This window comes from Streptomyces sp. NBC_00316 (genome assembly GCF_036158715.1).
Taxonomy (GTDB): Bacteria; Actinomycetota; Actinomycetes; order Streptomycetales; family Streptomycetaceae; genus Streptomyces.
On sequence record NZ_CP108023.1, the window covers coordinates 6,320,912 to 6,347,902 of the forward strand.

17 protein-coding genes and 1 pseudogene are annotated in these 26,991 nt (G+C 70.5%); 8 read left to right on the plus strand and 10 right to left on the minus strand.

Translation table 11 applies throughout. The annotated features are described in order from the left end of the window. Window positions 1-239 precede the first annotated feature (239 nt). The 4 genes and pseudogenes from OG878_RS28115 (at window position 240) to OG878_RS28130 (ending at window position 8,816) form a co-directional block, all read left to right on the plus strand. Window positions 240-1,949: a carbohydrate-binding module family 20 domain-containing protein gene (locus tag OG878_RS28115; RefSeq protein ID WP_328889357.1), complete on the plus strand. Its 1,710-nt coding sequence runs from the start codon at window positions 240-242 to the stop codon at window positions 1,947-1,949. A 406-nt stretch (window positions 1,950-2,355) separates the two neighbouring features. Beyond that, on the plus strand, window positions 2,356-7,668 hold the full coding sequence (pulA, locus tag OG878_RS28120) for a pullulanase-type alpha-1,6-glucosidase (protein ID WP_328889358.1): 5,313 nt from the start codon (window positions 2,356-2,358) through the stop codon (window positions 7,666-7,668). Between the two features lie 244 nt (window positions 7,669-7,912). Continuing rightward, window positions 7,913-8,383, plus strand: a pseudogene (locus OG878_RS28125) (regulator); the annotation flags it as partial. Window positions 8,384-8,465: 82 nt separating this feature from the next. Continuing rightward, window positions 8,466-8,816 (plus strand): 5-carboxymethyl-2-hydroxymuconate Delta-isomerase, encoded by a 351-nt coding sequence (locus OG878_RS28130; RefSeq protein ID WP_328889359.1) that lies wholly within the window; start codon window positions 8,466-8,468, stop codon window positions 8,814-8,816. A gap of 12 nt (window positions 8,817-8,828) precedes the next feature. Here the strand turns inward: OG878_RS28130 and OG878_RS28135 are convergent, their stop codons facing one another. From OG878_RS28135 to OG878_RS28155, 5 genes are all read right to left on the minus strand, one after another. Then, window positions 8,829-9,551, minus strand: coding sequence for a TetR/AcrR family transcriptional regulator (locus tag OG878_RS28135; protein ID WP_328889360.1), 723 nt, complete (start codon window positions 9,549-9,551; stop codon window positions 8,829-8,831). Between the two features lie 427 nt (window positions 9,552-9,978). Continuing rightward, a complete protein-coding gene (locus OG878_RS28140; protein WP_328889361.1) occupies window positions 9,979-11,058 on the minus strand; it encodes a PDR/VanB family oxidoreductase in 1,080 nt (359 codons plus the stop codon). 3 nt (window positions 11,059-11,061) lie between these two features. Beyond that, window positions 11,062-11,967, minus strand: coding sequence for a metal-dependent hydrolase (locus tag OG878_RS28145; RefSeq protein WP_328889362.1), 906 nt, complete (start codon window positions 11,965-11,967; stop codon window positions 11,062-11,064). A 168-nt stretch (window positions 11,968-12,135) separates the two neighbouring features. Beyond that, window positions 12,136-12,417 (minus strand): hypothetical protein, encoded by a 282-nt coding sequence (locus tag OG878_RS28150; protein ID WP_328889363.1) that lies wholly within the window; start codon window positions 12,415-12,417, stop codon window positions 12,136-12,138. A 376-nt stretch (window positions 12,418-12,793) separates the two neighbouring features. Continuing rightward, window positions 12,794-14,779: a hypothetical protein gene (locus OG878_RS28155; RefSeq protein ID WP_328889364.1), complete on the minus strand. Its 1,986-nt coding sequence runs from the start codon at window positions 14,777-14,779 to the stop codon at window positions 12,794-12,796. 108 nt (window positions 14,780-14,887) lie between these two features. Between OG878_RS28155 and OG878_RS28160 the strand changes: the two genes are divergently transcribed. Continuing rightward, a complete protein-coding gene (locus tag OG878_RS28160) occupies window positions 14,888-15,379 on the plus strand; it encodes a hypothetical protein (protein WP_328889365.1) in 492 nt (163 codons plus the stop codon). 41 nt (window positions 15,380-15,420) lie between these two features. Here OG878_RS28160 and OG878_RS28165 read toward each other — a convergent pair whose 3' ends face one another. Next, window positions 15,421-16,923, minus strand: a complete 1,503-nt coding sequence (locus OG878_RS28165; protein ID WP_328889366.1) for a DUF1996 domain-containing protein — start codon at window positions 16,921-16,923, stop codon at window positions 15,421-15,423. Between the two features lie 662 nt (window positions 16,924-17,585). On the opposite strand from OG878_RS28165, the gene OG878_RS28170 reads away from it, so the two are divergent. Continuing rightward, window positions 17,586-19,253: an alpha-L-fucosidase gene (locus tag OG878_RS28170; protein WP_328889367.1), complete on the plus strand. Its 1,668-nt coding sequence runs from the start codon at window positions 17,586-17,588 to the stop codon at window positions 19,251-19,253. A gap of 23 nt (window positions 19,254-19,276) precedes the next feature. Here the strand turns inward: OG878_RS28170 and OG878_RS28175 are convergent, their stop codons facing one another. After that, on the minus strand, window positions 19,277-19,924 hold the full coding sequence (locus tag OG878_RS28175; protein ID WP_030926226.1) for a response regulator transcription factor: 648 nt from the start codon (window positions 19,922-19,924) through the stop codon (window positions 19,277-19,279). After that, complete coding sequence (locus OG878_RS28180; protein ID WP_328889368.1) at window positions 19,909-21,177, minus strand: sensor histidine kinase; 1,269 nt, start codon at window positions 21,175-21,177, stop codon at window positions 19,909-19,911. Before OG878_RS28180 ends, OG878_RS28175 begins: the two co-directional genes overlap by 16 nt. Before the next feature lie 237 nt (window positions 21,178-21,414). Between OG878_RS28180 and OG878_RS28185 the strand changes: the two genes are divergently transcribed. Next, window positions 21,415-23,562, plus strand: coding sequence for an MMPL family transporter (locus tag OG878_RS28185; RefSeq protein ID WP_328891407.1), 2,148 nt, complete (start codon window positions 21,415-21,417; stop codon window positions 23,560-23,562). Window positions 23,563-23,632: 70 nt separating this feature from the next. Here the strand turns inward: OG878_RS28185 and OG878_RS28190 are convergent, their stop codons facing one another. Together OG878_RS28190 and glnII are read right to left on the minus strand one after the other, a co-directional pair. After that, window positions 23,633-24,250 (minus strand): winged helix-turn-helix domain-containing protein, encoded by a 618-nt coding sequence (locus OG878_RS28190; RefSeq protein WP_328889369.1) that lies wholly within the window; start codon window positions 24,248-24,250, stop codon window positions 23,633-23,635. Window positions 24,251-24,652: 402 nt separating this feature from the next. Next, window positions 24,653-25,687: a glutamine synthetase gene (gene glnII / locus OG878_RS28195; protein WP_328889370.1), complete on the minus strand. Its 1,035-nt coding sequence runs from the start codon at window positions 25,685-25,687 to the stop codon at window positions 24,653-24,655. Window positions 25,688-26,074: 387 nt separating this feature from the next. Between glnII and OG878_RS28200 the strand changes: the two genes are divergently transcribed. Beyond that, window positions 26,075-26,986: a Gfo/Idh/MocA family protein gene (locus tag OG878_RS28200; RefSeq protein WP_328889371.1), complete on the plus strand. Its 912-nt coding sequence runs from the start codon at window positions 26,075-26,077 to the stop codon at window positions 26,984-26,986. The last annotated feature ends 5 nt before the right edge of the window (window positions 26,987-26,991 follow it).

The following is a 26,991-nucleotide window of genomic DNA, read 5'->3' on the forward strand; positions in this document are numbered from 1 at the left end:
CCGCAATATCTTGCGTAAGTCCTTGCAGGAAGAAAAATGCAAGATTTCAGGGATGTGTGCGGGATGTAAGCGGGTCATGTCCAGGGGGTTGACCCGGATGGGGCGGACTCGTACGGTCAGCTCCGCGGCAAGCTTTGCATTCTTGCAGCAAGAACCTTCAGGAGCCTTGAGGCAGGGCGCGTTGCCACGTGAGGCTGCACCGTCATCCCCCGCATTTCCCCCACCGCAGGAGGAAAGACATGGCACGCAGACCATTGTCTGCAGCGCTCGCTCTGGCAGCCGGAGCCGCCGCCCTCGTCGTCCCCGCCGCCACCCCCGCCCAGGCGTCCGCGCCCGGCGACAAGGACGTCACCGCCGTGATGTTCGAGTGGAAGTTCGCCTCCGTCGCCAAGGCCTGCACGGACACCCTCGGTCCGGCCGGCTACGGATACGTCCAGGTCTCGCCGCCCCAGGAACACATCCAGGGCAGCCAGTGGTGGACCTCGTACCAGCCGGTCAGCTACAAGATCGCCGGACGGCTCGGTGACCGGACCGCCTTCGCCAGTATGGTCAGCGCCTGCCACAGCGCGGGCGTCAAGGTCGTCGCCGACTCCGTCATCAACCACATGTCGTCCGGGCCGGGCACCGGCACCGGGGGCTCCTCGTACACGAAGTACAACTACCCCGGCCTGTACTCCTCGTCCGACATGGACGACTGCACCGCCCAGATCAGCAACTACCAGGACCGGGCCAACGTCCAGAACTGCGAACTCGTCGGGCTTGCCGACCTCGACACCGGTGAGGACTACGTCCGCGGCAGGATCGCCGGCTATCTCGACGACCTGCGCTCGCTCGGTGTCGACGGCTTCCGCATCGACGCGGCCAAGCACATGCCCGCGAGCGACCTCGCCAACATCAAGTCGCGGCTGGCCGACCCCGGCGTCTACTGGAAGCAGGAGGCCATCTACGGGGCGGGCGAGGCGGTCTCGCCCGAAGAGTACACCGGCACGGGCGACGTCCAGGAGTTCCGTTACGCCCGCAGTCTCAAGCAGGTCTTCAACAACGAGAACCTCGCCGAACTGAAGAACTTCGGGGAGGGCTGGGGCTTCCTGCCGTCCTCGAAGGCCGGGGTCTTCGTCGACAACCACGACACCGAGCGCGGCGGCGACACCCTGAACTACAAGGACGGCGCCAACTACACGCTCGCCAACGTCTTCATGCTTGCCTGGCCGTACGGCTCGCCCGACGTCCACTCCGGCTACGAGTGGTCCGACAAGGACGCGGGGCCGCCGAACGGCGGGACGGTGAACGCCTGTTACAGCGACGGCTGGAAGTGCCAGCACGCCTGGCGCGAGATCGCTTCCATGGTCGGTTTCCGCAACACCGCGCGCGGCGAGGCCGTCACCAACTGGTGGGACAACGGCGGCGACCAGATCGCGTTCGGCCGCGGCTCGAAGGCGTACGTGGCCATCAACCACGAGGGCTCGTCGCTCACCCGTACGTTCCAGACGTCGCTGCCCGCCGGTGACTACTGCGACGTCCAGTCCGGCAACGGGGTGACCGTCAACGGCTCCGGACAGTTCACCGCGACGCTCGGTGCGAACACGGCCGTCGCGCTGCAGGTGGGTGCCCGTACCTGCTCGGGGGGCGGCACCACGGACCCCGGTGCGGGTGCCTCCGGCGCCTCCTTCGGCGTCAACGCCACCACGCAGCTCGGCCAGAACATCTACGTCGTCGGCAACCAGTCCGCGCTCGGCAACTGGAACACCGGCAGCGCGCTGAAGCTGGACCCGGCGACGTACCCGGTCTGGAAGCTCGATGTGAACATGCCCGCCGGGACGTCGTTCGAGTACAAGTACATCCGCAAGGACGCGAGCGGCGCCGTCACGTGGGAGAGCGGGGCCAACCGCACGGCGACGGTGCCGTCGTCGGGCAAGGTGTCGCTGACGAGCGACGTCTGGCGAAGCTGAGGTCCTCCCCGGACCGGGGCGGCGGACCACGTCGTCCCGGTCCGGGGGCTGAACCGGGGTCCGGTGCCGCATCGGGGCGTCTCCTCGGGTGCCGCAGACTCCCCGACACCGTGCGCGAACCGACCACTTACTGCGTCGCCCTGCGGGGATCGCCCCGATACGTCCCCTCCCGGCGCACCGCCGCCGACCGGTGGGCGTCCAGCGCCGGAGGCCCCCGGGTGCCCGGGGCGGGGGTGTACCAGGGCGATCCCCGCAGGACGACGCAGTAAGGGGCACGGCTTCCCTGCGGTGTGGGGGAGTCTGCGGCGTCCGAGGAGACGCCCTGGTGGACCCCCGCCCCCCGGCCCACCCCACTTGTCCGCCCACTCCGAGAACCCCTGCAAGACCGATCAAGGAGACCTCACCCGTGTCCCGTACCACCCTCGGACGGGGAGCCGTCGCCGCTCTGTGCGCGGCGCTCATACCCGTCGTCCCGGCGGCAGCCAGCTCCGCCGCGCCGCGGCCCCCGGGCCCGCCGTCGGACGCGCGGCTCGCCGCCGAACCCGCACGGCACGATCTGACCCGCGAGCAGTTCTACTTCGTCATGCCCGACCGGTTCGCCAACGGCGACCCCTCCAACGACCGCGGCGGGCTGACCGGTTCGCGGCTGGAGACCGGCTACGACCCCACGGACAAGGGGTTCTACCAGGGCGGCGACCTCAAGGGCCTGACGGACAGGCTCGACTACATCAAGGGCCTCGGCACCACCGCCATCTGGCTCGCCCCGATCTTCAAGAACCGCCCCGTCCAGGGCACGGGCAAGGACGCATCGGCCGGCTACCACGGCTACTGGATCACCGACTTCACCCAGGTGGACCCGCACTTCGGCACCAACGCCGACCTGGCGAAGCTGATCGGCAAGGCCCACGGCAAGGGCATGAAGGTCTTCTTCGACGTCATCACCAACCACACCGCGGACACCGTCGACTACGCCGAGAAGAAGTACGGCTACCGGCCCAAGGGCGCCTACCCGTATCTCGACCGGGACGGCCGCCCGTTCGACGACAGCAAGGGCCTCGCGAAGGTCGACGCGGACTCCTTCCCGTACACGCCGCAGAACACCGGCGAGAAGGTCCCGGCCTGGCTCAACGACCCCACGATGTACCACAACCGGGGTGACTCGACGTACGCCGGCGAGTCCACCACGTACGGCGACTTCTCCGGCCTCGACGACCTGTGGACCGAACGGCCCGAGGTCGTCTCCGGCATGGAGAAGATCTACGAGAAGTGGGTCCGCGACTTCGACATCGACGGGTTCCGGATCGACACGGTCAAACACGTCGACCTGGACTTCTGGACCCAGTGGGCGACCGCCCTCGACACCTACGCCGCCCGGCACGGCCGCGAGGACTTCTTCATGTTCGGGGAGGTCTACTCCGCCGACACCGCGATCACCTCCCCCTACGTCACCCAGGGCCGGCTCGACGCGACGCTCGACTTCCCGTTCCAGGAAGCGGCCCGGCAGTACGCCTCGCAGGGCGCCCCGGCCTCGAAGCTCGCCGCTGTCTTCGGCGACGACTACCGGTACACCACCGACAAGGCCAACGCCTATGAGCAGGTGACGTTCCTCGGCAACCACGACATGGGCCGCATCGGCACGTTCCTGAAGCAGGACAACCCGAAGGCCGACGACGCCGAGCTGGTCGACCGGGCCCGCCTCGCCAACGAGGTGATGTTCCTCAGCCGTGGCAACCCCGTCGTCTACTACGGCGACGAGCAGGGCTTCACCGGCGCGGGCGGCGACAAGGACGCCCGGCAGACCATGTTCGCCTCCAGGACCGCCGACTACCTCGACGACGACCAGCTGGGCACCGACCGCACGCACGCCTCGGACGCCTACGACACCGGTCACCCGCTGTACCGCAACATCGCCGAGCTCTCCAAGCTGACCAGGGAGAACCCGGCGCTGCGTGACGGCGTCCAGACCGAGAGGTACGCGGAAGGGGCCGTGTACGCCTTCTCGCGGATCGACCCCGAGCGGTCGAACGAGTACGTCGTCGTCGCCAACAACGGCACGGCCGCGAAGACCGTCGAGCTGCCCACCGCGTCGGCCGCCATGAACTTCCGTGCGCTGTACGGCGGTTCCGGTACGGTCCGCAGCGACACCGACAAGAAGATCACCGTCACCGTGCCCGCGCTCTCCACGCTCGTGCTGCGCGCCGACCACGCGCCGGCCGCGCCGGCCGCCAAGCCCTCGATCACGCTGAAGGCGCCGGCCGCAGGCGCCACCGGCACCGTCGAGATCTCCGCGGACGTCGACGGCGGATCCTTCGACCGGGTCGTCTTCGCCGCCCAGACCGGCAATGGCGCGTGGACCACCCTCGGCTCCGCCGACCACGCCCCGTACAAGGTCACCCAGCACCTGGACGGCAAGGTCGCAGCCGGAACGCCGCTGCGGTACAAGGCCGTTGTGGTCGACCGCGCCGGACGCACCGCGAGCACGCTCGCCTCGACGACCGCGGGCCAGGCGCCGGCGGACGGAAAGCCCGTCGCCGTCCAGCGGGACTACGCCGTCGTCCACTACAAGCGTACGGACGGCGACTACGACGGCTGGAAGCTCACCTCGGGTGATTCGTCGGCCGGGTTCACCGGGCGCGACGCCTACGGTGCGTTCGCCTGGATCAAGCTCGGCGAGGGCGCTTCCTCGGTCCCGTACACCGTCGAGAAGGACGGCGTGGCCGACGGACCGCAGCGCACCGTCGATCTCGCGAGGACCGGGCAGGTCTGGATCGAGCAGGGCAAGGACGGCCAGGCCGACACCGCTCCGGACGGCGCCTACCCGGCGCCGGACACGACCAAGGCCGTCCTGCACTACCACCGGGCGGACGGCAACTACGACGGCTGGGGACTGCACACCTGGACCGGCGCCAAGGACCCCACGGACTGGGCCAAGCCGCTCCAGCCGGTGAAGGAGGACGCGTACGGCGTCACCTTCGAGGTCCCGCTCGCCGACGGAGCGACCTCCCTCAGCTACATCCTGCACAAGGGCGACGAGAAGGACCTCCCCAGCGACCAGTCGCTCGATCTCGCCACCTATGGCCACGAGGTGTGGCTGCTCGCCGGCCGGACCGGCTATCTGCTGCCGCAGACCGGAGGCGTTCCCGCCCCCGACCTGACGAAGGCCGAGGCACAGTGGATCGACTCCGACACCATCGTGTGGAAGGTGAAGGCCACCGAGGCCACCAGCCAGCAGCTCGTCCACGCGAAGGACGGCGGGATCTCCGTCGTCGACGGGGCACTGTCCGACGAGGGGCAGTGGCTGCGGCTCACCCCGTCCGCACTGACCGACGCCCAGAAGGCGAAGTACCCGCATCTCAAGGACTACCCGGCTTTCACCATCGACCCGCGCGACCGGGACAGGGTCCGTGAGGCGCTGCGCGGCCAGCTGATCGCCACCCAGCGTGCCGCCAACGGCGCCCTGCTCGCCGCCACCGGCGTACAGAGCGCGGGTGTCCTCGACGACCTGTACGGGAAGAACGCGAGCACGGCGGCGCTCGGACCGGTCTTCGAGCATGGCCGTCCCACCCTGTCGGTCTGGGCCCCCACCGCCCGTACCGTCGCACTCGAACTCGACGGGAAGAGCGTCCCGATGCGGCGCGACGACCGCACCGGAGTCTGGTCCGTCACCGGCACCGCGAGCTGGACCGGCAAGCCCTACCGGTACGTGGTGGACGTATGGGCGCCCACCGTCCAGAAGATGGTCACCAACAAGGTCACCGACCCCTATTCCACCGCCCTGACCACCGACTCCGCCCGCAGCCTCGTCGTCGACCTCGACGACCCGCGCCTCGCACCCAAGGGCTGGTCCGGACTGAGGAAGCCCGCCGCCGTCCCGCTGCGCGACGCCCAGATCCAGGAGCTGCAGATCCGCGACTTCTCGATCGCGGACCCCACCTCCCGGCACCCCGGTGAGTACCTCGCCTTCACCGACACCCGCTCGGACGGGATGAAGCACCTCAAGGAGCTCGCCGACTCCGGCACCAGCTACGTCCACCTGCTGCCCGCCTTCGACATCGGCACCATCCCCGAGAAGAAGTCGGCCCAGCAGAAGCCCGCCTGCGACCTGTCGGTCTACGCCCCCGACTCCGAGGAGCAGCAGGCGTGCGTGGCGAAGGCCGCCGCGAAGGACGGGTTCAACTGGGGCTACGACCCGCTGCACTACACGGTCCCCGAGGGCTCCTACGCCTCCGACCCGGAAGGCACCAGGCGCACCGTCGAGTTCCGGCAGATGGTGCAGGGGCTGAACGGCGCCGGACTGCGGACCGTCATGGACGTCGTCTACAACCACACCGTCGCCTCCGGCCAGGACGACAAGTCCGTACTCGACCGGATCGTGCCCGGCTACTACCAGCGGCTCCTGGACGACGGCACCGTCGCCACGTCCACCTGCTGTGCCAACACCGCGCCCGAGAACACCATGATGGGCAAGCTCGTCGTGGACTCGATCGTCACCTGGGCCAAGGAGTACAAGGTCGACGGCTTCCGCTTCGACCTGATGGGCCACCACCCGAAGGCCAACATCCTCGCCGTGCGCAAGGCGCTCGACGCGCTGACCGTGGCCGAGGACGGCGTGGACGGCAAGAAGATCATCCTGTACGGGGAGGGCTGGAACTTCGGCGAGATCGCCGACGACGCCCGCTTCGTCCAGGCCACCCAGAAGAACATGGCCGGCACCGGCATCGCCACCTTCTCCGACCGGGCCCGCGACGCCGTCCGCGGCGGCGGCCCGTTCGACGAGGACCCGGGCGTCCAGGGCTTCGCCAGCGGCCTCTACACCGACCCCAACACCTCGACCGCCAACGGCACCCCGGCCGAACAGAAGGCCCGGCTGCTCCACTACCAGGACCTGATCAAGGTCGGCCTGACCGGCAACCTCGCCGGCTTCACCTTCACCGACTCCTCGGGCCGCACGGTCAAGGGTTCGGGCGTCGACTACAACGGGGCCCCCGCCGGTTACGCCGCGGTCCCCGGCGACGCCCTCGCCTACGCCGACGCCCACGACAACGAGACGCTGTACGACGCCCTCGCCTTCAAACTCCCGGCGGGCACCTCGGCGGCCGACCGGGCCAGGATGCAGGTCCTGGCGATGGCGACCGCCACCCTCTCGCAGGGCCCCTCGCTCTCCCAGGCGGGCACGGACCTGCTGCGCTCCAAGTCGCTGGACCGCAACTCGTACGACAGCGGCGACTGGTTCAACGCACTGCACTGGGACTGCCGGGACGGCAACGGCTTCGGCCGCGGACTGCCGCCCGCCGCCGACAACCAGTCCAAGTGGTCGTACGCCAAGCCCCTGCTGACCGCCCCCGCGCTCAGCCCCGGCTGCGCGCAGATCGACGGCGCGTCCGCCGCGTACCAGGACCTGCTCACCATCCGCGCCACGGAGAAGGAGTTCTCGCTGGCCACCACCGAGCAGGTGCAGTCCGCGCTGTCCTTCCCGCTCTCCGGTACGGACGAGACACCCGGGGTCATCACCATGCAGCTGGGAAAGCTGGTGATCGTCCTCAACGCGACCCCCGGGACCCAGCGCCAGCAGATCGCGGGTCTGACCGGGAAGAACTACGCCCTGCACCCCGTCCAGGCCGCGGGCGCGGATCCTACTGTCAAGAAGGCCTCGTACGAGAGGAGTTCGGGAAGCTTCACCGTCCCGGGACGCACGGTGGCCGTGTTCTCCCTGCGGTGACACCGCACAGGACTACGTTGAGGGCAGCCGCCGGGGAATGAGCCGCAGCGCACACTCCCGGGCGCGCCCTCCCACGCCACGGCCTCGTTCCGGCCTCCTTCCCGCGCGTACGCGTGCGGGAAGGAGGCCGGTTCCGCCCACCCCGGCCGTCCGGGCGAAGGAACAGGGCGCCCGGTGCTCCGCCGGCGGAACAGTGCTCGATCGTGCCGCGTGCCGGCCGGTGACAGTGACAGTGACGGTGACCATGGTGGGAAACATTCCCGAGGAGACAACGACCCTTGTCGGACGCACGGCGGAACTCGCCCGGCTCGCACACGCACTTGGCGCCGGCCGGCTGACCACACTGATCGGCCCCGGGGGCGCCGGCAAGACCCGACTCGCGGTCCGCGCCGCCCGGCAGGCGGCACCCGCCCACCGCGACGGGGCTCGATGGGTGGACCTGTCCCCGCTCCAGGACGACGGGCCGCTGGTCGCGACCGTCTCCGACGCGGTCGGGCTCGGCGTCCACACCCCGGGCATGCCTGTCGACGCCCTCTGCGAATGGCTCACCGACAAACAGCTGCTGCTCGTCCTCGACTCCTGCGAACGGCTGCGCCCCTCCTGCGGCCATCTGCTCGGCGAGATCCTCACCACGTCGCCCGGCCTCACCGTCCTCGCCACCAGCAGGCGGCCCCTCGACATCAAGGGCGAGCAGCTCATCGAGGTGGCGCCGCTGCAAGATGCTCTTGCGCGGTCGTGCTGATCACCGTAAGGCTGGGGTCCGACAACCGGCCCGACCCGCATCTTTGGAGCACCTGATGCCGCAGATCACCGTCGACTACTCCGCCGAGCTCGACGACACCTTCGACCGCCGCGGCTTCGCACTCGCCCTGCACCCGCTGGTCGCCGAGACCGTCACCACGAAGATCGCCGCCTGCAAGACCCGCTTCCGGCGGGTCGACGAGTCCGTGGTGGCCGACGCCGCCACCGGCGACGCGATCCTGCACATCTGCATCGGCCTGCTGCCGGGCCGCACCGACGAGATCAAGGCGCAGCTCACCGAGTCCGTACTGGAACTGCTGGCCGCGCACCTCAAGCCCGCCGACGGCCTCACGGTGCACGCCTCGGCCGAAACCCGCGACCTGGACCCGTCCTACCGCAAGCGCTGACCCGTACGACCGTCACGGCATCCGCTGCGCGGGCACGGCCGGTACGGCGGGCGCCAGCGCGGAGAGCCGCGTCAGCAGCTCCCCGAACGGCCCGTCGGCCGGCTCCTGCGCGAAGACCCGCAGCACGATGCCGGCCATCTCCGTGTCGTACGCGGCGCTCACGGCGGCCAGCGCCGCGAAGTCGTGCACCAGCTGCATCTCCAGCTCCTGGCGCGGAATCCGCCGCCCGTCGAGCCAGATCAGGGCCGTCGACTCGGCGAGCGACACCCACGACCGCACGACCAACTCCAGCCGGGTCGACGGTTCTTCCACCCCCAGGTGCGCGAGGATCTGCTCGCAGGCCGCCTGCCGCACCCCGTCGATCATCGCGTTCGCCGTCGACGACCCGACGGCGGGCCCGCCCCGCATCAGTGCGGAGAACCCCGGCCCGTGCTCGTCCACAAAGTCGAAGAACCGTCCCATGACCCGCTGCAGCCGCGCCCCCAGGGGCCCCTCGCGCGGTTCGACGAAGCGCGCCGCCAACTCATCGGCGGCCCGCCGCAGCGCCGCCTCGTAGAGGCTCTGCTTCCCCGGGAAGTAGTGGTAGACGAGCGGCCGGGAGATCCCGGCGGCGGCAGCGATCTCGTCGATGGAGACCTCTTCGGGGGAGCGGCGACTGAACAACTCCAGCGCGACGCCGATCAACTGCTGCCTGCGCTCATCGACGCCCATCCTGCGCCGCACCCCGGTCGTCATGCGAACAGCGTACCGACCGGGCGGGGATGGGGGCTCGGCGGTGTCCGGGCGGACGCGGCGAGGTGCCCCCGGGGACACCGCGATCCGTGTCCGAGGGCCGTCCGTCGGGGGCCCGGTGTGCGGTCCGGCCGCCCGGCTGCGGTTCCGGGACGGCGGGGCCGGCGTCATGGGTTGCTGCCGGAACTCTCACTCCATCTCGCGTTGGCCGCGCACTTCGCCACAGGAAGGGGTGACGGCACGGGCAGCAGGCTGCCCGTGCCGTCGTCGGCTCCTGCTAGGAAAGGTTCACCGGCTCGCGCCGCCCGGCACGGCACCTCGCCGCGTTGTCGCATCACCCGAGTACATCCCGTACGCGGGCGATGCTCCGCCTTGCGATGCACCGCACCGGACGCCGCGAGCTTCCCGGCAAACCCTTCCGGTCACAGCACTAGAGGTCGAGCACCAGCCGCTCGCCCCGGCACCGCGATACACAGATCAGCATCGTGTCGTCGCGTTCCGAGTCCGTCAGGAGTTCGTCGCGGTGGTCGATCTCGCCCTCCACCACGCGCTGTTGGCACGTTCCGCAGAAGCCCTGCTCGCAGGAGTACGAGACGTGCGGGAGTTCCTCGCGGACGGCGGCCAGGATCGACTGGCCCGCCGCGACCCGGACCGTGCGGCCGGTGCGGTGCAGGTCCACCTCGAAGGCGCCGGAGTCGGCCGGCGAGGTGGCCGCTGCCGTGAAGCGCTCCAGATGCAGGGTGCAGTCGGCGGGGAGAGCGGCCGTCACCGCGTCCATCAGGGGTTCCGGGCCGCAGCAGTAGACCGCCGTGCCGGGCGCGAGTCCCATGAGGGCTGCCGGCGCGTCCGGGTGGCCCGACTCGTCCTCCGGTACGACCGTGACGCGGTTGCCGTCCGCGCCGAGCTTCTCGATCTCGTCGAGGAACGGCATCGAGGCGCGCGTACGGCCTCCGTAGAGCAGCCGCCAGTCGGCGCCGGAGGCGGCAACCGCTCGCAGCATCGGAAGGATCGGGGTGATGCCGATGCCACCCGCGACGAAGACGTACGCGGAGGCGCCGGTGATGAGCGGGAAGCGGTTGCGGGGGCCGCGGATCTCGATCTCCTCGCCCTCGTGGAGCTGGGCGTGGACCTCACGCGAGCCGCCCCGGCCGTCCTCCACCAGCCGGGTCGCGACCGTGTACGCGCCGGGCTCGGCCGGGTCGCCGCAGAGCGAGTACTGACGCACCAGGCCCGAGGGGAGGACGAGGTCCAGATGGGCGCCGGGCTGCCAGGCGGGGAGATCCGGGCCCTCCAGGCGGAGCTGGACCACACCGTCCGCAGGCGTGGTCCGTTCAGTGATCAGCAGGCGGCGGGTGGTGGTCGAGCGGCGGCCGGAGTGGCCCGAGACCGGTTCCTCCAGGGCCGGCATCGGCCACAGCGGGGACCGTTCGATGCGGCGGTGCAGCGCGCGCTTGGCGAGCAGCGCGGCGCCGGTGACGAGCAGAACGGTGCGCAGGCGGGGCAGAGCCATGGGTCAGGGGGTTCCCGTCATACGGGCCTCGGCGGCAAGGGCCGCGGGCGAGTGGGCGAGATAGTCGACGGCCTGCGCCGTGCTGCCCTCCTGGGAGGGGTGGTAACTGCGGCTCAGATAGCGCGGGATGGAGCGCAGCAGCGCGGGCGTCGAGGGCAGGGTGCCGCGCTTTCCGCTGTCGTAGAACTCCTTGAACGACGCCTTGCCGTCCAGCAGGCTGGGGTCGTTCTCCATGAAGAAGCGGACACCGCGCTGCCACAGGAAGACAAGGGCGGAGAAGGCCAGTCCCCAGGTGCGCACCCGGCGCCGGTAGCCGCCGTCGACGTGCATGAAGACCTCGAAGGCCACCGAGCGGTGTTCCACCTCCTCCGCGCCGTGCCAGCGCAGCAGGTCCAGCATGGTGGGGTCGGCGCCTTTGCGGTCCAGGGCCTCGGAGTTCAGGATCCAGTCGCCGAGGAACGCCGTGTAGTGCTCGATCGCCGCGATGACCGCGACCCGCTCCATCAACCACCAGGTGCGTGCCCGGCCCGGCGGCAGCGTCCGGTCGCCCAGCAGCTTCTCGAAGAACCAGTCGACCTGTGCGGTGTACGGGGTCGGGTCGAGCCCGAGCTTCTTGAGGTGGGGGAGCACGTCGTCGTGGGCCTGGGAGTGCACGGCCTCCTGGCCGATGAACCCGAGCACGTCGCGTCGCAGCTGCTCGTCATGGATGTACGGCAGCACCTGCCGGTACACATGGATGAACCAGCGCTCCCCGGCCGGGAGGAGCAGATGGAGCACATTCATCGTGTGCGTGCTGAAGGGGTCGCCCGGCACCCAGTGGAGGGGGGTCTTCTCCCAGGCGAAGGAGACCTTGCGGGCCTTCAGCTCGGTCCGCTCCGACGCGACCGCCGCTGGCTGCGTGTTAGACATGCTGTCAATGTACTGACGGGTAAGCGACGGGAACAGAGTCGTGCAGCGAATTCCTGCGGCCGCACGCGTCGGGCCTGTGGCGTTCCTCCTCGGTGGAGGGACGCCACAGGCCCAGGTCATCCTGCGATGTGGATCGGATCAGCGGGAAAGGTGATCCCCGTGCCGGTCCTAGTAGTTGCGGCCCCAGCGGCCGTGGTCGTGGTTGCGGTGGTGGTGGTGGCCCCAGCGGTGGTGCTTGCGGTGCTTGTGGCCCCAGCGGCCGTGGTCGCGGTCCTCGTGTCCCCAGCGGCCGTAGTCCCGGTAGTCGTCATCCCCGTACCGGCCGTTATCGGCCTTCACGGAGTGGACAGCGGGCGCAGCGCCGGGTGCGGCGGCCTGGGCCGCGCCGGCGCCGCCCAGGACGACGACGGCAGCCACGCAGGCCGCGGCAGCCAATCGGGAAACTTGCATAACTATCTCCTGTCACAGCAGGCATCGGAGCGCCTGCTCGGATCGGTCATGGCAACCGTCGTCCCCCGACCGCCCCCGATGACCGCGCCACGCGCACCAGGACACCCGATCTGCTGCAATGCCGCCGAGCGTGGAACCGGGCCCTGTGGGCAATCCGTGGACCTCCCTCCCCGGGCCCCTCCTGCGACGCCATTCGTCCCTCGGCGGCCTGCCCCACCTGCCGGTTTCCCACCGAGGCGCCCCGGGCGCGTACGTCCGGCCGCGACTCCGCGTCCCGATCGGCGGCACGCGCACGGGAGATCCGCGGATCGGCACCATGCACCGTCTGAGCAGGGGACCCCGGCGCGGGAGTACGGGAGGCGGCACGAAAACATGGTCAGCGCAGGGCGCCGACCCGGATGCCGTTCGTCAGTACGCCGTTCAGCCGAGCCCGGTCGCCCGCCCGCGCCCGAATCGCGAGCAGATGCCCACGCGCCCGGCCCCGCACCCCGCCCGACGTGGTCAGCGAGGCGAACTGTTTGCTGCCTGCCGCAAGTACGTACCAGCGGCCGCCGCGCGACTTCCACAGCACGCCCGCCAGCACCCGCGGATCCCGCCCACCGCAGGCCGTCGAGTTCTCGGCACGCGCCGCGACAGCACCCGGCGCCCCCGGCGGTGACGACGGCGCCTGGAACTGGGCGAGGACCCGGCTCCCGGTGCCCCGCCAGGTCTCCGCCCGGGTGCACAGCCACTGCGCAGACCCATTGCCCTCGGGCAGCCACTGCCGGGCGTACGGCCAGGAGTTCACCGACCGAACGCCGTGAGCCCGCACCGCCGGCAGCAGGCAGGCGGTACGCGCCCAGCTCTCCCGCTCCGCCCGCCCCGACACATCGTGCGGCGCCGACGGCGACCCCGACGTCAGCCGGGCCGGGGCCAGTTCGCCGAGGTCCGTCAGCAGCCGCGTCGTCGTACCGTCACGCATCTCGACGGCGGACCAGGAGCGGCAGGTGCGGGCCGTCGCCGGGCTGGACAGCGCCTCGGTCACACCGCTCCGGTCGCGGTGCAGCCGCCGCGCGGCCCGGCCGGGGGCGAGCAGATCCCGTACGGACACCGCCCGCACCCAGGGCGCCGTCAGATAACGGACCCTGCCCTCCCCGCGGCCCACCACCAGGGCATTCGCCGACGTCGCGTCCGCACTGTCGACCCGTGCGAAGTCGAGCGCCGCACCCTGCGCCGGATCTGCGTCGCGGGCCTCCGCGTACCGCACGATGCGCAGGCCGTCGTAGAACAGCACCACCGCGGTCTTGTCCACCTCACCCGCGTACAGCAGCTGCGGCGCACCCATCGGTGGCCCGACCGGGGTGGACGGCGTCGTCGACGACCGCACCCCGCGGCCCGGGCGCGCCCAGACGGCGAGCGCGCGCCGCAGCAGCCGGGTGTCGTCGGTGCGGTCGCCGCGCGTGGGCCAGGCGCTGAAGTCGGTACGGGGAGAACCCCGCCAGTACGTCCGGGGGACGCGCAGCAACGCGGCCGGGTCCAGGGCCTGTTCGGCGGCCGGGTTGCGGGCGTACAGCGGTGCGGCCAGTGGGTCGTGACCCCAGCCGTCGCCCGGCAGCCCCAGCAGGGCCCCGCACACCAGCAGCGCGAGGACGGCGGCCAGCGCTGCCTTCGCATGCCGGCGGCGGCGCAGCAGATCCGGCGGCCGGACCTGAAGGGAACAGGGATCGAACTCCGTGGAGCGCAGGAGCGCATACGGCGCCGCCACTGCGTCCGCCTCCCGCAGCGCCGCACGCGGGTCCGTCACCCCGGCGGCGGCGAGCACCCGTCGCACCTCGGCGTCCGCGAGTCCCTCCAGGCCGCGCAGGACGTGCGCCGCGCGGGCCGGACCGGACAGCGCCGACAGCGCCTGGTCCAGGGCGAGTTCGTCCGCGCCACCGGAGTGCGGGAACAGCCGCAGTCCCCATACCTGGGGCAGCAGCGGCGGCAGCTGGGCCCGGCGCGGCCATGCGAGCCGGCGCAGGGGAAGACCCGCCTGCAGTGCGGAGCGCAGCACCCGCTGCCGGACGTGTGCGTAACCGGGGTCGACAGCCGGCGCACCGGCGGGCCGCCGGGGGAGCGGGATGCCGTGCCCGTCCGCGAACGCCGTCCGGTGTCCCGGCGGCAGGGACCGCTGGGCGAGCGAGTGGGCCGTCAGTACCCGGCGGTTGCGGCCGAGCGAGGGCGGCAGTACGAGGTAGCCGAGCCGGACCAGTCGCGGATAGTGCTCGACGAGCGCTGCCTCGGCCCGTTCCAGGTCGACCTGGTCCACAGCGGCCTGTTCGGCGTCGGCCTGGGCCGCATCGGCCGCGGCGGCGGAGGACGGTACTTCTGGCAGTGGGCGCACATTCAGCAGAACGAGCGAATCGTGCGATGGTCACTCCGGCCTCCCGCCGGTTCGCGCCGATCCGTGCGTTCGGCCGCGCCGACGGGGGTGAAGGGGCACGATGGCCGGATGGTGAAGCAGTTGGAGACGCGACGAGGGCGTGGTTCCGGGGCCGGTGGGTCCAGGGTGGGGGCAGTGGCGGTCGTCCTTGCCGGGCTGGCCCTGCTCACGGCGTGCAGCGGGAGCGGCGACGACAAGCCGGACGTCCCGCCGGCCGCGACCGGCAGCCTGGAGCAACTGGCCGCCAAGGCGCACTGCAAGCCGAACATCCAGACCGACGCACAGGAACTGCGGCAGGCCAACTGCACCACGGACGACGGGCGTTATGTGCTGGCCACCTTTGCGACCGACCGCGGGCAGCGCGAGTGGATCAACGAGGCCAACGACTACGGCGGCTCGTACCTCGTCGGCCGCAAGTGGGTCGCCGTCGGCGATGCCCACGTGGTGGCAGCACTGCGCGGCCGGCTCGGAGGGACGGTGGAGACCGCCTCGCCGCACCACTCGGGGGGTAGTGGCAGTGGGGGGAGCGAGGCAGGGCACTCCGGTCACCATGGGAGCTGACCGCGCAGGCAGAGGGGGCGGGGTGCTGCGAGGGGAAGGGATCAGCGGCACTTGCGCCCGTTGTTGATGCAGCTCACCACCTTCTTCATCAGGTTGTCGTCGAACACATTGATGAAGTCACCGTGATCGGTGACGGGCTTGTGCAGCTGCTCAGGGAACGAGTCGACGGCGAAGCCGGGGCCCGGCGGCACGTCGTACACAATGCGCTGGACCAGCTGCGGAATGGCACGGAAGCCGCTCGGACACCGGCCGCTCTTCTGGGCGAAGGCGACATGGGTGCGGTGATTGGCGGAGTCGGTGTTCTGCCCGTCCCAGCAGCTCTGGAATGCGAACGAGCGGACCACCTTGCTGCCTTCCGGGCAGATCGGGTATTTGTCCTTGAGCTGGCGGTCCTCGAATCCGGTACAGCTCCATGAGGCGTTGGCATTGGCGTCGCCGTTGGTGAGCGCCTTGGCGTCACCGGTGATGATGCGCAGGAAGCGGGGCATCGCTGTGACCCTGCCCGTGGGATTGCCGACGAACTTGAGCGTGACCTGGGACGGAGTCTGGATCTCTCCGACGTTCTGGTCCTTTCCGCCGCCGTCCGCATTCACGTCGTTCTCGGCCGTCCCGTTCTGCAGCCGCAGCACGGGCCAGTAGTACGTGGACTTGTCTCCCTGGTTCCGGCACGTCGTCTGGCCGTTGGCCAGATCGTCGTCGCTGGCGAACGCATCGTTGGCCTGATTGCCGACGTAATCGTGCATATGGTGGGCGCCGTTGCTCACGCCGGGCGCGACAATGACATTGTCCGGGTTGAATTTGCCGTTCTGGTTACGTCCGCAGTCGGTTGTGAAGGTACCGCGCGAGGCGCCGCGGCGTTGGCGTGGCCTGTCGACATTGGGCTCCACGGACTGGATGTCCACGAAGTCGGAGGCCTCGGGGCCGTTGCCCTGCTGCCCCTGGTTCTGGTCCTGCCCCTGGTCCTGGCCGCCGTCGCCGCCCTGGTCCTGGCCGTCGTCCATGCCACTGCCCATGCCGTCGTCCTGGCCTTGGCCCTGGCCCTGATCGGCGCCTTGATTCGCATGGTTGTTGCTGTCGTCGGCGCGCAGACTGCACGGTGCCAGCCCGTCCAGACTTTTCGGACGGTCCGCCGTGCGATCGATGGCCGTGGAAATCCGGCCGAGACTCGCCGTCCGCTTGTCCTTCAGCGGGCCGAGCACGGCATTCTCCGCAAGGGCGGGATCGCGGGAGATCTCGTCCTTCCGTTCGGCGAACTGCTGATATGCGTCGGTGATCTGGGTATCCATGGCCGCCAGTTCGCGGTCCACTTCCCCCCGCGCCTCGCCGGGCACATCGGGAAGTTCGTTTCCCACGTCGGGACAGTCGATGGTGGACATCTGGGTGCCCGCATTCCATGTCCGGTCGGGAGGCGAGCCGGACGATCCCTCTCCCGCCGAAGCGTAGACGTTGACCGCGATCAAGCCACCTCCGCCCAGGATCAATGCGGCCGAGGCGACAATCGCCCGGTTGGCCAGCGTCGAACGTTTACGTGATGTGCGTCCCATGGAACTCCTCATGCTTCGAGGGAGAAGCGTGACGTTCCATACGGGTGTGGTTCGGGGTGTGTTCAGTGAAAGGGGAAGTTCGTAGAAATCTCCATTCGCAAAACGGGTCACATGGGTGCGGGAGCGAACTCGGCCGACTGCGGGTCCATGGGTGCGTTGACCATCCGGTTCGCCGGCGTCGACAGCCCTCAGGGCCACTTCGAGGGCGTTTTGCGGGGTGCATCCGTGCGCCGGAAAGTCCTGCAGTGCGTCGTCGTCGGCCGCACCCGGCGTCGCTATGACGGCAAGGGTGAAACGTCTTACCGCTTCGAGCCGTTCGGCCGTGAGCGGCAGCGGCCGTTCCTCGCGCGGCGCGGCGACCAAGTGGGCGTCGGCGCCGCGCGCGGTGTCGATGTGCTCACCGGCTGCGCGCCGAATGGGCCCGGGCGCTCGGTGTCGAGCGGCTGCGGGCGCTGGAGTCCGACGTGCGCACGATGGCGCGCCCGCCGACGCGTTCCGGCCCGACGCGGCGGCGTGGTTCAACGGCTGAGATGCTCCCCGGCGTCTGGTGATAGATGGGACGTATTTCGTAGGCACCCTTCCCGTGAGCCTCTTTGTGCGGCAGCATGCGCACGTCGGCACCCAATAGATCCGACCAATGAGGTCGAGAATGAGAGGGAACCATGGCACGACGCACCCGTGTGCTCAGTGCGTCCGCACTGGCGGCAGCGGTCGCGCTCGTTCCCGTGCAGGCCACCGCTCAGCAGCCCGGACCCCAGGCCGCCAGGTCACCGGGCACCTCGTGCGCCGCGCCCGTGAAGCCCGCATCGCAGATGACCGTCGAGTCCTGTGACAGCCCCGAGCGGATCATCGAGAAGGCCGCGAACATCGTCCCCACCCCCGGTCAACTCGCCTGGCAGCAGCGGGAGGTCACCGCCTTCACCCACTTCGGCATGAACACCTTCACCAACCGTGAATGGGGCTCCGGCACCGAGGACGAGAAGCTCTTCGCCCCGAAGAGCATCGACGCCGACCAGTGGATGCGCGCCTACAAGGCGGCCGGTGCCGAGCAGGTCATGCTCACCGCCAAGCACCATGACGGGTTCGTGCTCTACCCGTCCCGCTACACCGACCACTCCGTCGAACTCAGCCCCGGCAGTCCCGATGTCGTCGGCGCCTATGTGAAGGCTGCCCGCAAGGCCGGGCTGAAGGTCGGGCTCTACCTCTCGCCCTCGGACGGCGCCGAACTCCCGCACGCCTGGCATGCCCAGTGGGTCGAATCGATCCGCAAGAAGCAGGCGGAGGGCAAACCGCTCAGCCTGCCCGAGCGGATGGCACTGGAGGACGGCGACCGGGCACCCGCGGGCGAGGGCAGGTTCGGCAACGGCAGCGCCGTCACCGAGCGCACCATCCCCACACTCGTCCCCGGCGACGACCGCGCTGCCGCCGTCAAGCGCCATGAGCTCCCCACCTTCACGGTGATGGCCGACGACTACGACGCGTACTACCTCAACCAGCTCTACGAGATCTTCACGCAGTACGGGCCGATCGAAGAGCTCTGGCTGGACGGCGCCAACCCCTGGTCCGGCTCCGGGATCACCCAGAAGTACAACGTCAAGCAGTGGTTCGACATGGTCAAGGCGCTGTCGCCGAACACCGTCGTCTTCCAGGGCCCGCAGGGCGTGCGCTGGGTCGGCAACGAGGGCGGCACCGCCCGCTCGACCGAGTGGAGCGTCACCCCGCACGCCACCGACCCGTGGACAGGACTCGGCAGCCTGCCCAACGACTCGACCGATGCGGACATCGGCTCGCGCGCCAGGCTCCTCGACCCGGCGACCAAGTACCTGCAGTGGTACCCGGCCGAGGCGGACGTCTCCATCCGGCCCGGCTGGTTCTACCACCCGGACCAGCAGCCCAAGACTTCCGCACAGTTGATGAACCTGTACGAGAGGAGCGTCGGCCGGAACGCCTCACTGCTGCTCAACGTGCCGCCCGGCCAGGACGGCCGGATCGCCGACGCGGACGTCGCCTCGCTGACGGCCTTCGGCAAGGCGGTACGCAGCACCTACGGCACCGATGTGCGGCGTACGAAGGGCCCGGGACCGTACACCTTCGACCGGGTCGCCGTCCGCGAGGACATCCGGCAGGGGCAGCGGGTCGAGAAGTTCGCCGTCGAGGCCAGGATCGACGGCAGCTGGCAGCGGATCGCCGAGGGCACCACCATCGGCAACCGGCGCATCCTGCCGCTGGCCTCGCCTGTCACCGCGACGGCGGTACGGGTCAAGGTCCTGGAATCCCGGGCCGCACCGCACCTGGGGGCGACCACCCTGCACCTGAGTTCGACCGGGTGAGCCGTCGGCCGGGGGTGTGGGGGTCACCCCCGGTCGAGATAGGCCAGCACCGCAAGAACGCGGCGGTTGTCGTCGTCGGACGGCGGAAGGCCGAGCTTCCCGAAGATGTTCGAGGTGTGCTTGGCCACCGCCCGCTCCGTGATCACCATCTTCGAGGCGATCGCCACGTTCGAACGGCCCTGGGCCATCAGCTCCATGACCTCCAGCTCGCGCGGCGTCAGCCCGCCCATCGGCTTGTCCTGCGCCCGCCGTGACAGCAGTTGCGAAATCACCTGCGGGTCCATCGCCGTGCCGCCGGCCGCGACCCGGCGGACGGCGTCGATGAACTGGTCGGCGTCGAAGACGCGGTCCTTGAGCAGATACCCGATGGCCCCGTTGCCGTCGGCCAGCAGCTCACGCGCGTACAACTGCTCAACATGCTGGGAGAGCACGAGTACCGGCAGTCCCGGCCGGGCCTTCCTGGCGGCCAGTGCGCACTGCAGGCCCTCGTCCGTGTGGGACGGCGGGAGCCGGACGTCGACGACGGCGACGTCCGGCTCCAACTCGGCGAGTGCCCTGGTCAGTTCAGGCCCGGTCTCGACGGCTGCCGCGATCTCGAAGTCGTACGCCTGCAGCATCCGGACCAGACCGTCGCGCAGCAGGAAGAGATCTTCGGCTAGGACAACTCGCAAGGGATCTCCATGGTCACCATGGTGGGGCCGCCCGCGGGGCTGCTGACGGCCATGATGCCGTCGAATGTACCGAGCCGGCGTTCGATTCCGCTCAGCCCCGAGCCCGATCCGACCGTCGCGCCGCCCCTGCCGTTGTCCGTGACGGAGATCCGCAGCATCGAGTCGGCATGGTGGATGTCGACCCAGAGACGGTCCGCCCCCGAGTGCTTGACGGCGTTCGTCAGGGTCTCGCTGACCGCGAAGTACGCGGCCGACTCGACCGGTGCCTCGGCGCGGCCGGCCAGCTCCACCTCGACCTCGGCCGCGAGGGGCAGTCGCAGCGCCAGTGCCTTGACGGCGTCCCCGAGTCCGCGTTCGGCCAGCACCGGCGGGTGGATGCCCCGTACGAGGTCGCGCAGCTCGGTGAGGGCCTCCGCGGAGGACGCGCGGGCCATCGCGAGGAGCTGCTTGGCCTGCGCCGGGTCCTTCTCGATGAGCGCTTCGATCGTGCCGAGGTTCATGCCCATGGCGACCAGCCGGGCCTGCGCGCCGTCGTGCAGATCGCGCTCGATACGGCGCAGTTCGGACGCGGCGGTGTCCACGGCCTCGTGCCGGGTCTCGGTGAGCCGGTCGATCCGCCGGGCCAGCTCCTGCTCCTGGGTGGGAGCCAGCACCGAGCGGGCGATCACGAAGTGCAGCCGCAGCAAGGGTTCGCTGACCTTCAGGCCGGTCAGGAAGAACACCACACCGAGCGCCGCGGCGGCCAGCGCCGTCGCCTGGCTGTCGACCGGCACGAACGCGTACCAGTACCGGTCGTCGGTGAAGACCCGCCACAGGCCCGCAGCCAGGACGAACCCCTCCACCGGATAGAGCAGCAGCGCCGAGGCGAGGACCGACACGCAGTAGCCGGCCGTCATGTCGACCAGCAGCCACCGCAGATCCCGCCAGGTCGCCGGGTCCTTCAGCATCAGCGCCGTCCGCTCCACCTGCCCCGTGAACCCGCCGCGCAGATCCTTCGGGAAGGGCCGATAGGGCACCGGGATACGGACGTCCGACCAGGTCGCCGCCAGCAGCCGGCGCTGGTTGGCGTGCCCGCGGACCGCATCCAGCACCTGTGGGGTGGTGAACAGGCCCAGACCCAGCGGAATGAAGGCGATCGACAGCACCGCCAGGATGAACAGGGCCATCGACCCGGCGAGACCGGCGATCGACAGTACGAGCCCGCGCCCGGCGGCCAGCAGCGCGGGCCGTACCCGGCTCTGCAACGCGTTCATGATGGTCCCTCTCCCTTGCCGGGCCCCTCCTGGCAGGCCGCGGTCCCAGGACAGTCTCACCCGGCGGTCAGGCGTGACGTCAGCCGTTCCACCACCCGGGAGGGGTGTACCCAGCACCACCATCGCGCCCTCGCCCTACGCCTCGGGAGAGGGGGTTCCGGCGGCTGGGGCGGCAGGCGCCCCGTTCCTAGGTTCATGAGCGAGTCATTCGACGTCAACTTCTGGGGGCGAAACGCCATGAGGCGCAATCTCGCGGCACGCATCGGCGTGTGGAGCGCACACCATCGCAGGACGGCCATCCTCGGCTGGCTGCTCTTCGTCGTGCTCGCCACGGGCATCGGCGGGGTATCCGGCATGGTCGAGATGACCGACGCCGAGAACGCCACGGGCGACTCGGCGCGGGCCGAGCAGATCCTCGACGAAGCCGGCCTCGCCCATCCCGCGGGGGAACTGGTCATGGTGTCCGCCGCGAAGGCGGGAGACTGGCAGGACGCGGCCCGTGAGGTCTCCGCCGCCGTGGAGCGGACCGGCGAGGTCCGCAACCTCGCGGCGCCCATCCCCTCCAAGGACGGCAAGGACGCCCTGATCACCTTTGCCATGAAGGGAGACGCGGCGACGTCCGCCGACCGGGTGCAGCCGGTGCTCGACGCCGTGTCCGGGGTCCGGGAGAAGCGGCCGGACATCACGATCCATCAGTTCGGCGAGGCCAGCGCCGGGAAGTGGCTCGGCGACCTGCTCTCCGAGGACTTCAAGAAGGCCGAGTTCACCGCCGTACCCCTGGCCCTGGGCATCCTGCTGGTCGCCTTCGGCGCCATGGTCGCCGCCCTGCTGCCGGTCGGGCTCGCACTCACCGCCTGCATGGCCGCCTTCGGTCTGCTGTCGCTGGCCAGCCACCAGCTGCACCTCTTCCAGACCACGTACTCCGTGATGTTCCTGATGGGCTTCGCCGTCGGCGTCGACTACTGCCTCTTCTACCTGCGGCGCGAGCGCGACGAGCGGGCCGCGGGGCGCGACGCCGAAACGGCGCTGCGGATCGCGGCGGCGACCAGCGGCCGGGCCGTGCTGGTCTCCGGGCTCACCGTCATGGTCGCGATGGCCGGCATGTTCCTGTCCGGACTGATGCTGTTCAAGGGCTTCGCCCTGGCCACGATCACCGTCGTCCTCATCGCCGTGCTCGGCTCGGTGACCGTGCTTCCCGCGCTGCTGTCCTGGCTCGGGGACCGGGTCGACGCGGGGCGGGTGCCGCTGCTGAACCGGCGCTCCCGGCGGGGCGCGCGGGCCAGTGGCTCCTTTGCAGGCACGATCCTCGGCCCTGTCCTGGCCCGGCCCAAGGTCTTTGCCGTCTCCTCGGTCGTCGTCCTGCTGGCCCTGGCCGCGCCCGCCCTCGGCATGAAGACCGAGTCGCTCGGCCTGGAGAAGCAGTTCGGCTCGGACTCGGAGCTCTCCGTGGCGTACCGGAACATCGAGGAGGCGTTCCCGGGCGGCCCCGCCCCCGCCCTCCTCGTGATCGAGGCGGACGACATCGACTCGCCCGGACTGCGCCAGGCACTGGCCGAGTTCGGCCCCGACAAGGTGACCGTGCACCGGGCGCAGAACGTCGCGGAGATCGAGGTGCCGCTGCCGGACGGCAAGGCCGGCCTGGCCGAGCTGCGCGACAAGCGGGTGCCCGCCGCCTTCGACGGGACGGGTGCGCAGGCGTACGTCACCGGGGAGCTGGCCGGGTCCGTCGACTTCAACGATCAGCTGAAGCGCGGCATCGTCCCCGTCTTCGCGTTCATCACGGCGGTGACCTTCCTGCTGATGCTGTTCTGCTTCCGCTCGTACGTGATCGCGGTGACGTCGATCCTCCTCAACCTGCTCTCCGTGGGCGCCGCGTACGGAGTGATGGCCGCCGTCTTCCAGCACGGCTGGGGCGCTTCGCTGATCGGCTCGGAGGGGGTCGGGGCGATCGAGGCGTGGATGCCGCTGTTCGTCCTGGTGGTGCTCTTCGGCCTCTCGATGGACTACCACGTGTTCGTGGTCTCCCGGATCCGCGAGGCCCGGCAGAGCGGTCTGGACACCCGGGCGGCCATCGACACGGGCATCCGGCGGACGGCGGGCGCGGTGACCGGCGCGGCCGCGATCATGGTGGCGGTGTTTGCGGTCTTCGCGACGCTGTCCATGCAGGACATGCAGCAGATGGGCGTCGGCCTCGCCGTCGCGGTGCTGCTGGACGCCACGATCGTACGGATGGTCCTCTTGCCCTCCGTCATGGCGCTGCTCGGCGAGCGGAACTGGCGGACCCCACGCGGACTCTCCAGGCTGCCGGGTCCGGACCACGGTGAGGCGGAGGCGGCGGGCGCGGTGACCGAGCCGGTGCCTGCCGGACCTGGGATCCACGGCTGACGCCCGTACGAAGAAGCCCTGGCCCACCGGGTACGACCGGTCGGCCAGGGCTTGTCACGTGCGGCCCCCGTCAGGGGGCGTACTTGTAACCGACGCGTCGCACCGTCTGGATGGACCGGCGGTGCTCGGCGCCCAGCTTGCGGCGCAGCCGGGCGATGTGGACGTCGACGGTGCGCCCGTCGCCCACATGCCCGTAGCCCCAGACGGTCGTCACCAACTGGTCGCGGGTGTGCACCCGGTGCGGGTGTGCCACGAGATGGGCGAGCAGCTCGAACTCGAGGAACGTGAGATCGAGCGTGTTCCCGTCCACCGCCGCGGTGCGCTGCACCGTGTCGATGCGCACCGGACCGGCCGAGGCCGGGGTCTCCACCGGCTGCGGCACGATCCGCTGGGCCGCGGCCGCCGCTGCAACGGCGGGCTGCTGATCGGCCGGTACGAGCACCAGGTAGCCGATCATCGGCGGCCGGCCCGGCAGTGCCGGAAGGGTGTGCTGGGGTGCGGGCAGCCAGGTGGCGCCCGGCGGCAGGAAGTCGGCCACGTCGGCCAGGTGGACGACCTCGTCGGGGTCGACGGCGCGCAGCCGGTGACGGTTGGGGGAGACGGGGAGGGCGGTAGGTGGGGCCGCAGCGGTCGCCGGCGACGCCGTGGTGACGGCGGTGGCGGCGGAGAAGGTACGGGTGTTCGCCATGAGGGTCAGCTCTTTCGCGCGAAGGAGTCGTCAAGGACGGACTTGCGTCGTGCGCGCGGACCGAAGACCGGGGTGAGCGGCTTTAGAGGGCCTGCGCGTTCCTCGCGCGACAACACACCCGGTCGAAGTCGTGATGCTGACGGGAAGGCCAGAACGGCTCGAGGTCGCTGCGACCCGGCGCGGTGTACTGGAAGCTGGCCATGCCCCCATTAGACCAGAGAACGTGGCGCCGCAGCAGACCTCTCCCACCCGTCGATACGGCCCCTTTGCGCTGCGCTGCGCACCTCGCCGCTGCGCCGTGCCCGGCCGGCCACTTCGGGGGCCGGACATGCCGAAGGGGCACCCGCCGCTTCCGGCGGGCGCCCCTTCGTGCGGGATCCGGACTGCGGATCCGGACGCGGATCAGACCTGGTCGGCCTTCTCCAGCGCCGTGCAGCAGGTGTCGACGATCAGCCGCGTGACGACGTACGGGTCGACGTTGGCGTTCGGCCGGCGGTCCTCGATGTAACCCTTCTGGTCCTGCTCGACCTGCCACGGGATACGGACCGAGGCGCCGCGGTTGGAGACGCCGTAGCTGTACTCGTTCCACGGGGCGGTCTCGTGCAGACCGGTCAGGCGGTCGTCGATTCCGGCGCCGTAGTTCTTGACGTGGTCCATCGGCTTCGAGCCCTCGCCCAGAGACTCGCACGCGGTGATGATGGCGTCGTAACCCTCGCGCATCGCCTTGGTGGAGAAGTTGGTGTGCGCGCCCGCACCGTTCCAGTCGCCCTTGACCGGCTTCGGGTCCAGGGTCGCGGAGACGTTGAAGTCCTCGGCGGTGCGGTAGAGCAGCCAGCGGGCGACCCACAGCTGGTCGGAGACCTCCAGCGGGGAGAGCGGGCCCACCTGGAACTCCCACTGGCCGGGCATGACCTCGGCGTTGATGCCGGAGATGCCCAGACCCGCCGTCAGGCAGTTCTCGAGGTGCTTCTCGACGATCTCGCGGCCGAAGATCTCGTCGGCGCCGACACCGCAGTAGTAGCCGCCCTGCGCGGCCGGGAAACCGCCCACGGGGAAGCCGAGCGGCCGGTGGCCGTCGAAGAAGGTGTACTCCTGCTCGATACCGAAGATCGGCTCCTGGCCGGCGAACTGCTCGGCGATCGGGCGCAGCGCGGCACGCGTGTTGGACTCGTGCGGCGTCATGTCGATGTTGAGGACCTCGCACAGCACGAGGACGTCGTTGCCGCCGCGGATCGGGTCCGGGCAGGAGAAGACCGGCTTCAGCACGCGGTCGGAGGCGTGACCCTCGGCCTGGTTGGTGCTGGATCCGTCGAAGCCCCAGATGGGCAGCTCCGCGACGCCTTCGGAGGCATCCCCTGCCATGATCTTCGTCTTCGAACGAAGCTTGGCGGTCGGCTCGGTGCCATCGATCCAGATGTACTCAGCCTTGAACGTCACGGATGCCATCCTTTGCGGGTGCTGCGGTGCTGCGGTCCGGTCTCTGAAGCGCAGCTTCGCAAGGCGCGATTTCCCGTCCGTTGCCCCATTGTGAACCCCGTGTTACCGAGGCTTCCTGCGTTATGCATGGGCTGCCGCACATCGAAACCACCCTCTTCGTATACGGGGTTCGGCGCAGCACCGCCGTGTGCCGGTCCGGACCGGTCCTCGTCCGCCACATCCGCAACACTGTTCCTGCGGGCCCGGGAGCGCGCCGCCCCAGCCGTCCGGGACGACGACCGGCCGTCGGGTCCGTGACATCCAGGATCCGGGCGCCGTGCAGGGCCCGGTCCCCTCCGCGGACCGCCGCACGCCGCCGCCCGGGGGCGGACCGGGCAGACTGGCCCCATGACGACACCACCCGCAGCTCCCCTGCGTATCGGCCTTCTCGGTACGGGCCCCTGGGCCCGGATGACCCAGGCCCCCGCCCTCGCCGCCCACCCCGGAGTCGTACTCAGCGGTGTGTGGGGCCGCCGGCCCGAGGCGGCGAACGCCCTCGCCGCCGTCCACGGCACCAAGGCGTACACCGATGACGCGGGCGTCGACGAACTCTTCGCCGCGAGTGACGCCGTCGCGTTCGCCCTGCCGCCGGACGTCCAGGCGCCGCTCGCCGCCCGCGCCGCGGCCGCCGGATGCCACCTGCTGATGGACAAGCCGGTCGCGACGACGGTGGCCGCGGCCCGCGAGGTCGCCGAGGCGGCCGACCGGGCGCAGGTCGCGTCCGTCGTCTTCTGCACGATGCGATTTGCCGAGCCGACCGCGGAGTGGATCGCCGAGCAGGCCGCCCGGGGCGGCTGGTTCACCGCCCGCGCCCAGTGGATCGGCGCGCTGTACGCCCCCGGGGCGGAGAGCGAGTTCGCGAACTCGCCGTGGCGCCGGGAGAAGGGCGGCCTGTGGGACGTCGGCCCGCATGCGCTGTCGGTGCTGCTCCCGGTGCTCGGCGATGTGACGGAACTGACCGCCGTCCGCGGACCCGCGGACACCACCCACCTGATCCTCCGCCACGCCTCCGGTGCGTCCAGCACGGTGACGCTCGCGCTGGACGCGCCGCTCGGAGCGGCGGGCACGGAGGTCGAGTTCAGGGGCGAATCAGGGATCGCCACGCTCCCTGGCGGGGGTGACGCGGTCAGTTCGTTCCGCGCGGCGGTGGACGCGCTGCTCGAAGCGGTGCGTACAGGGGTGCCGCACCCCTGCGACGTACGGTTCGGGCTGCGGCTGACCGAGCTGCTGGCTCAGGCGGAGGCCGCCGTGCGTCCCTGAACCCC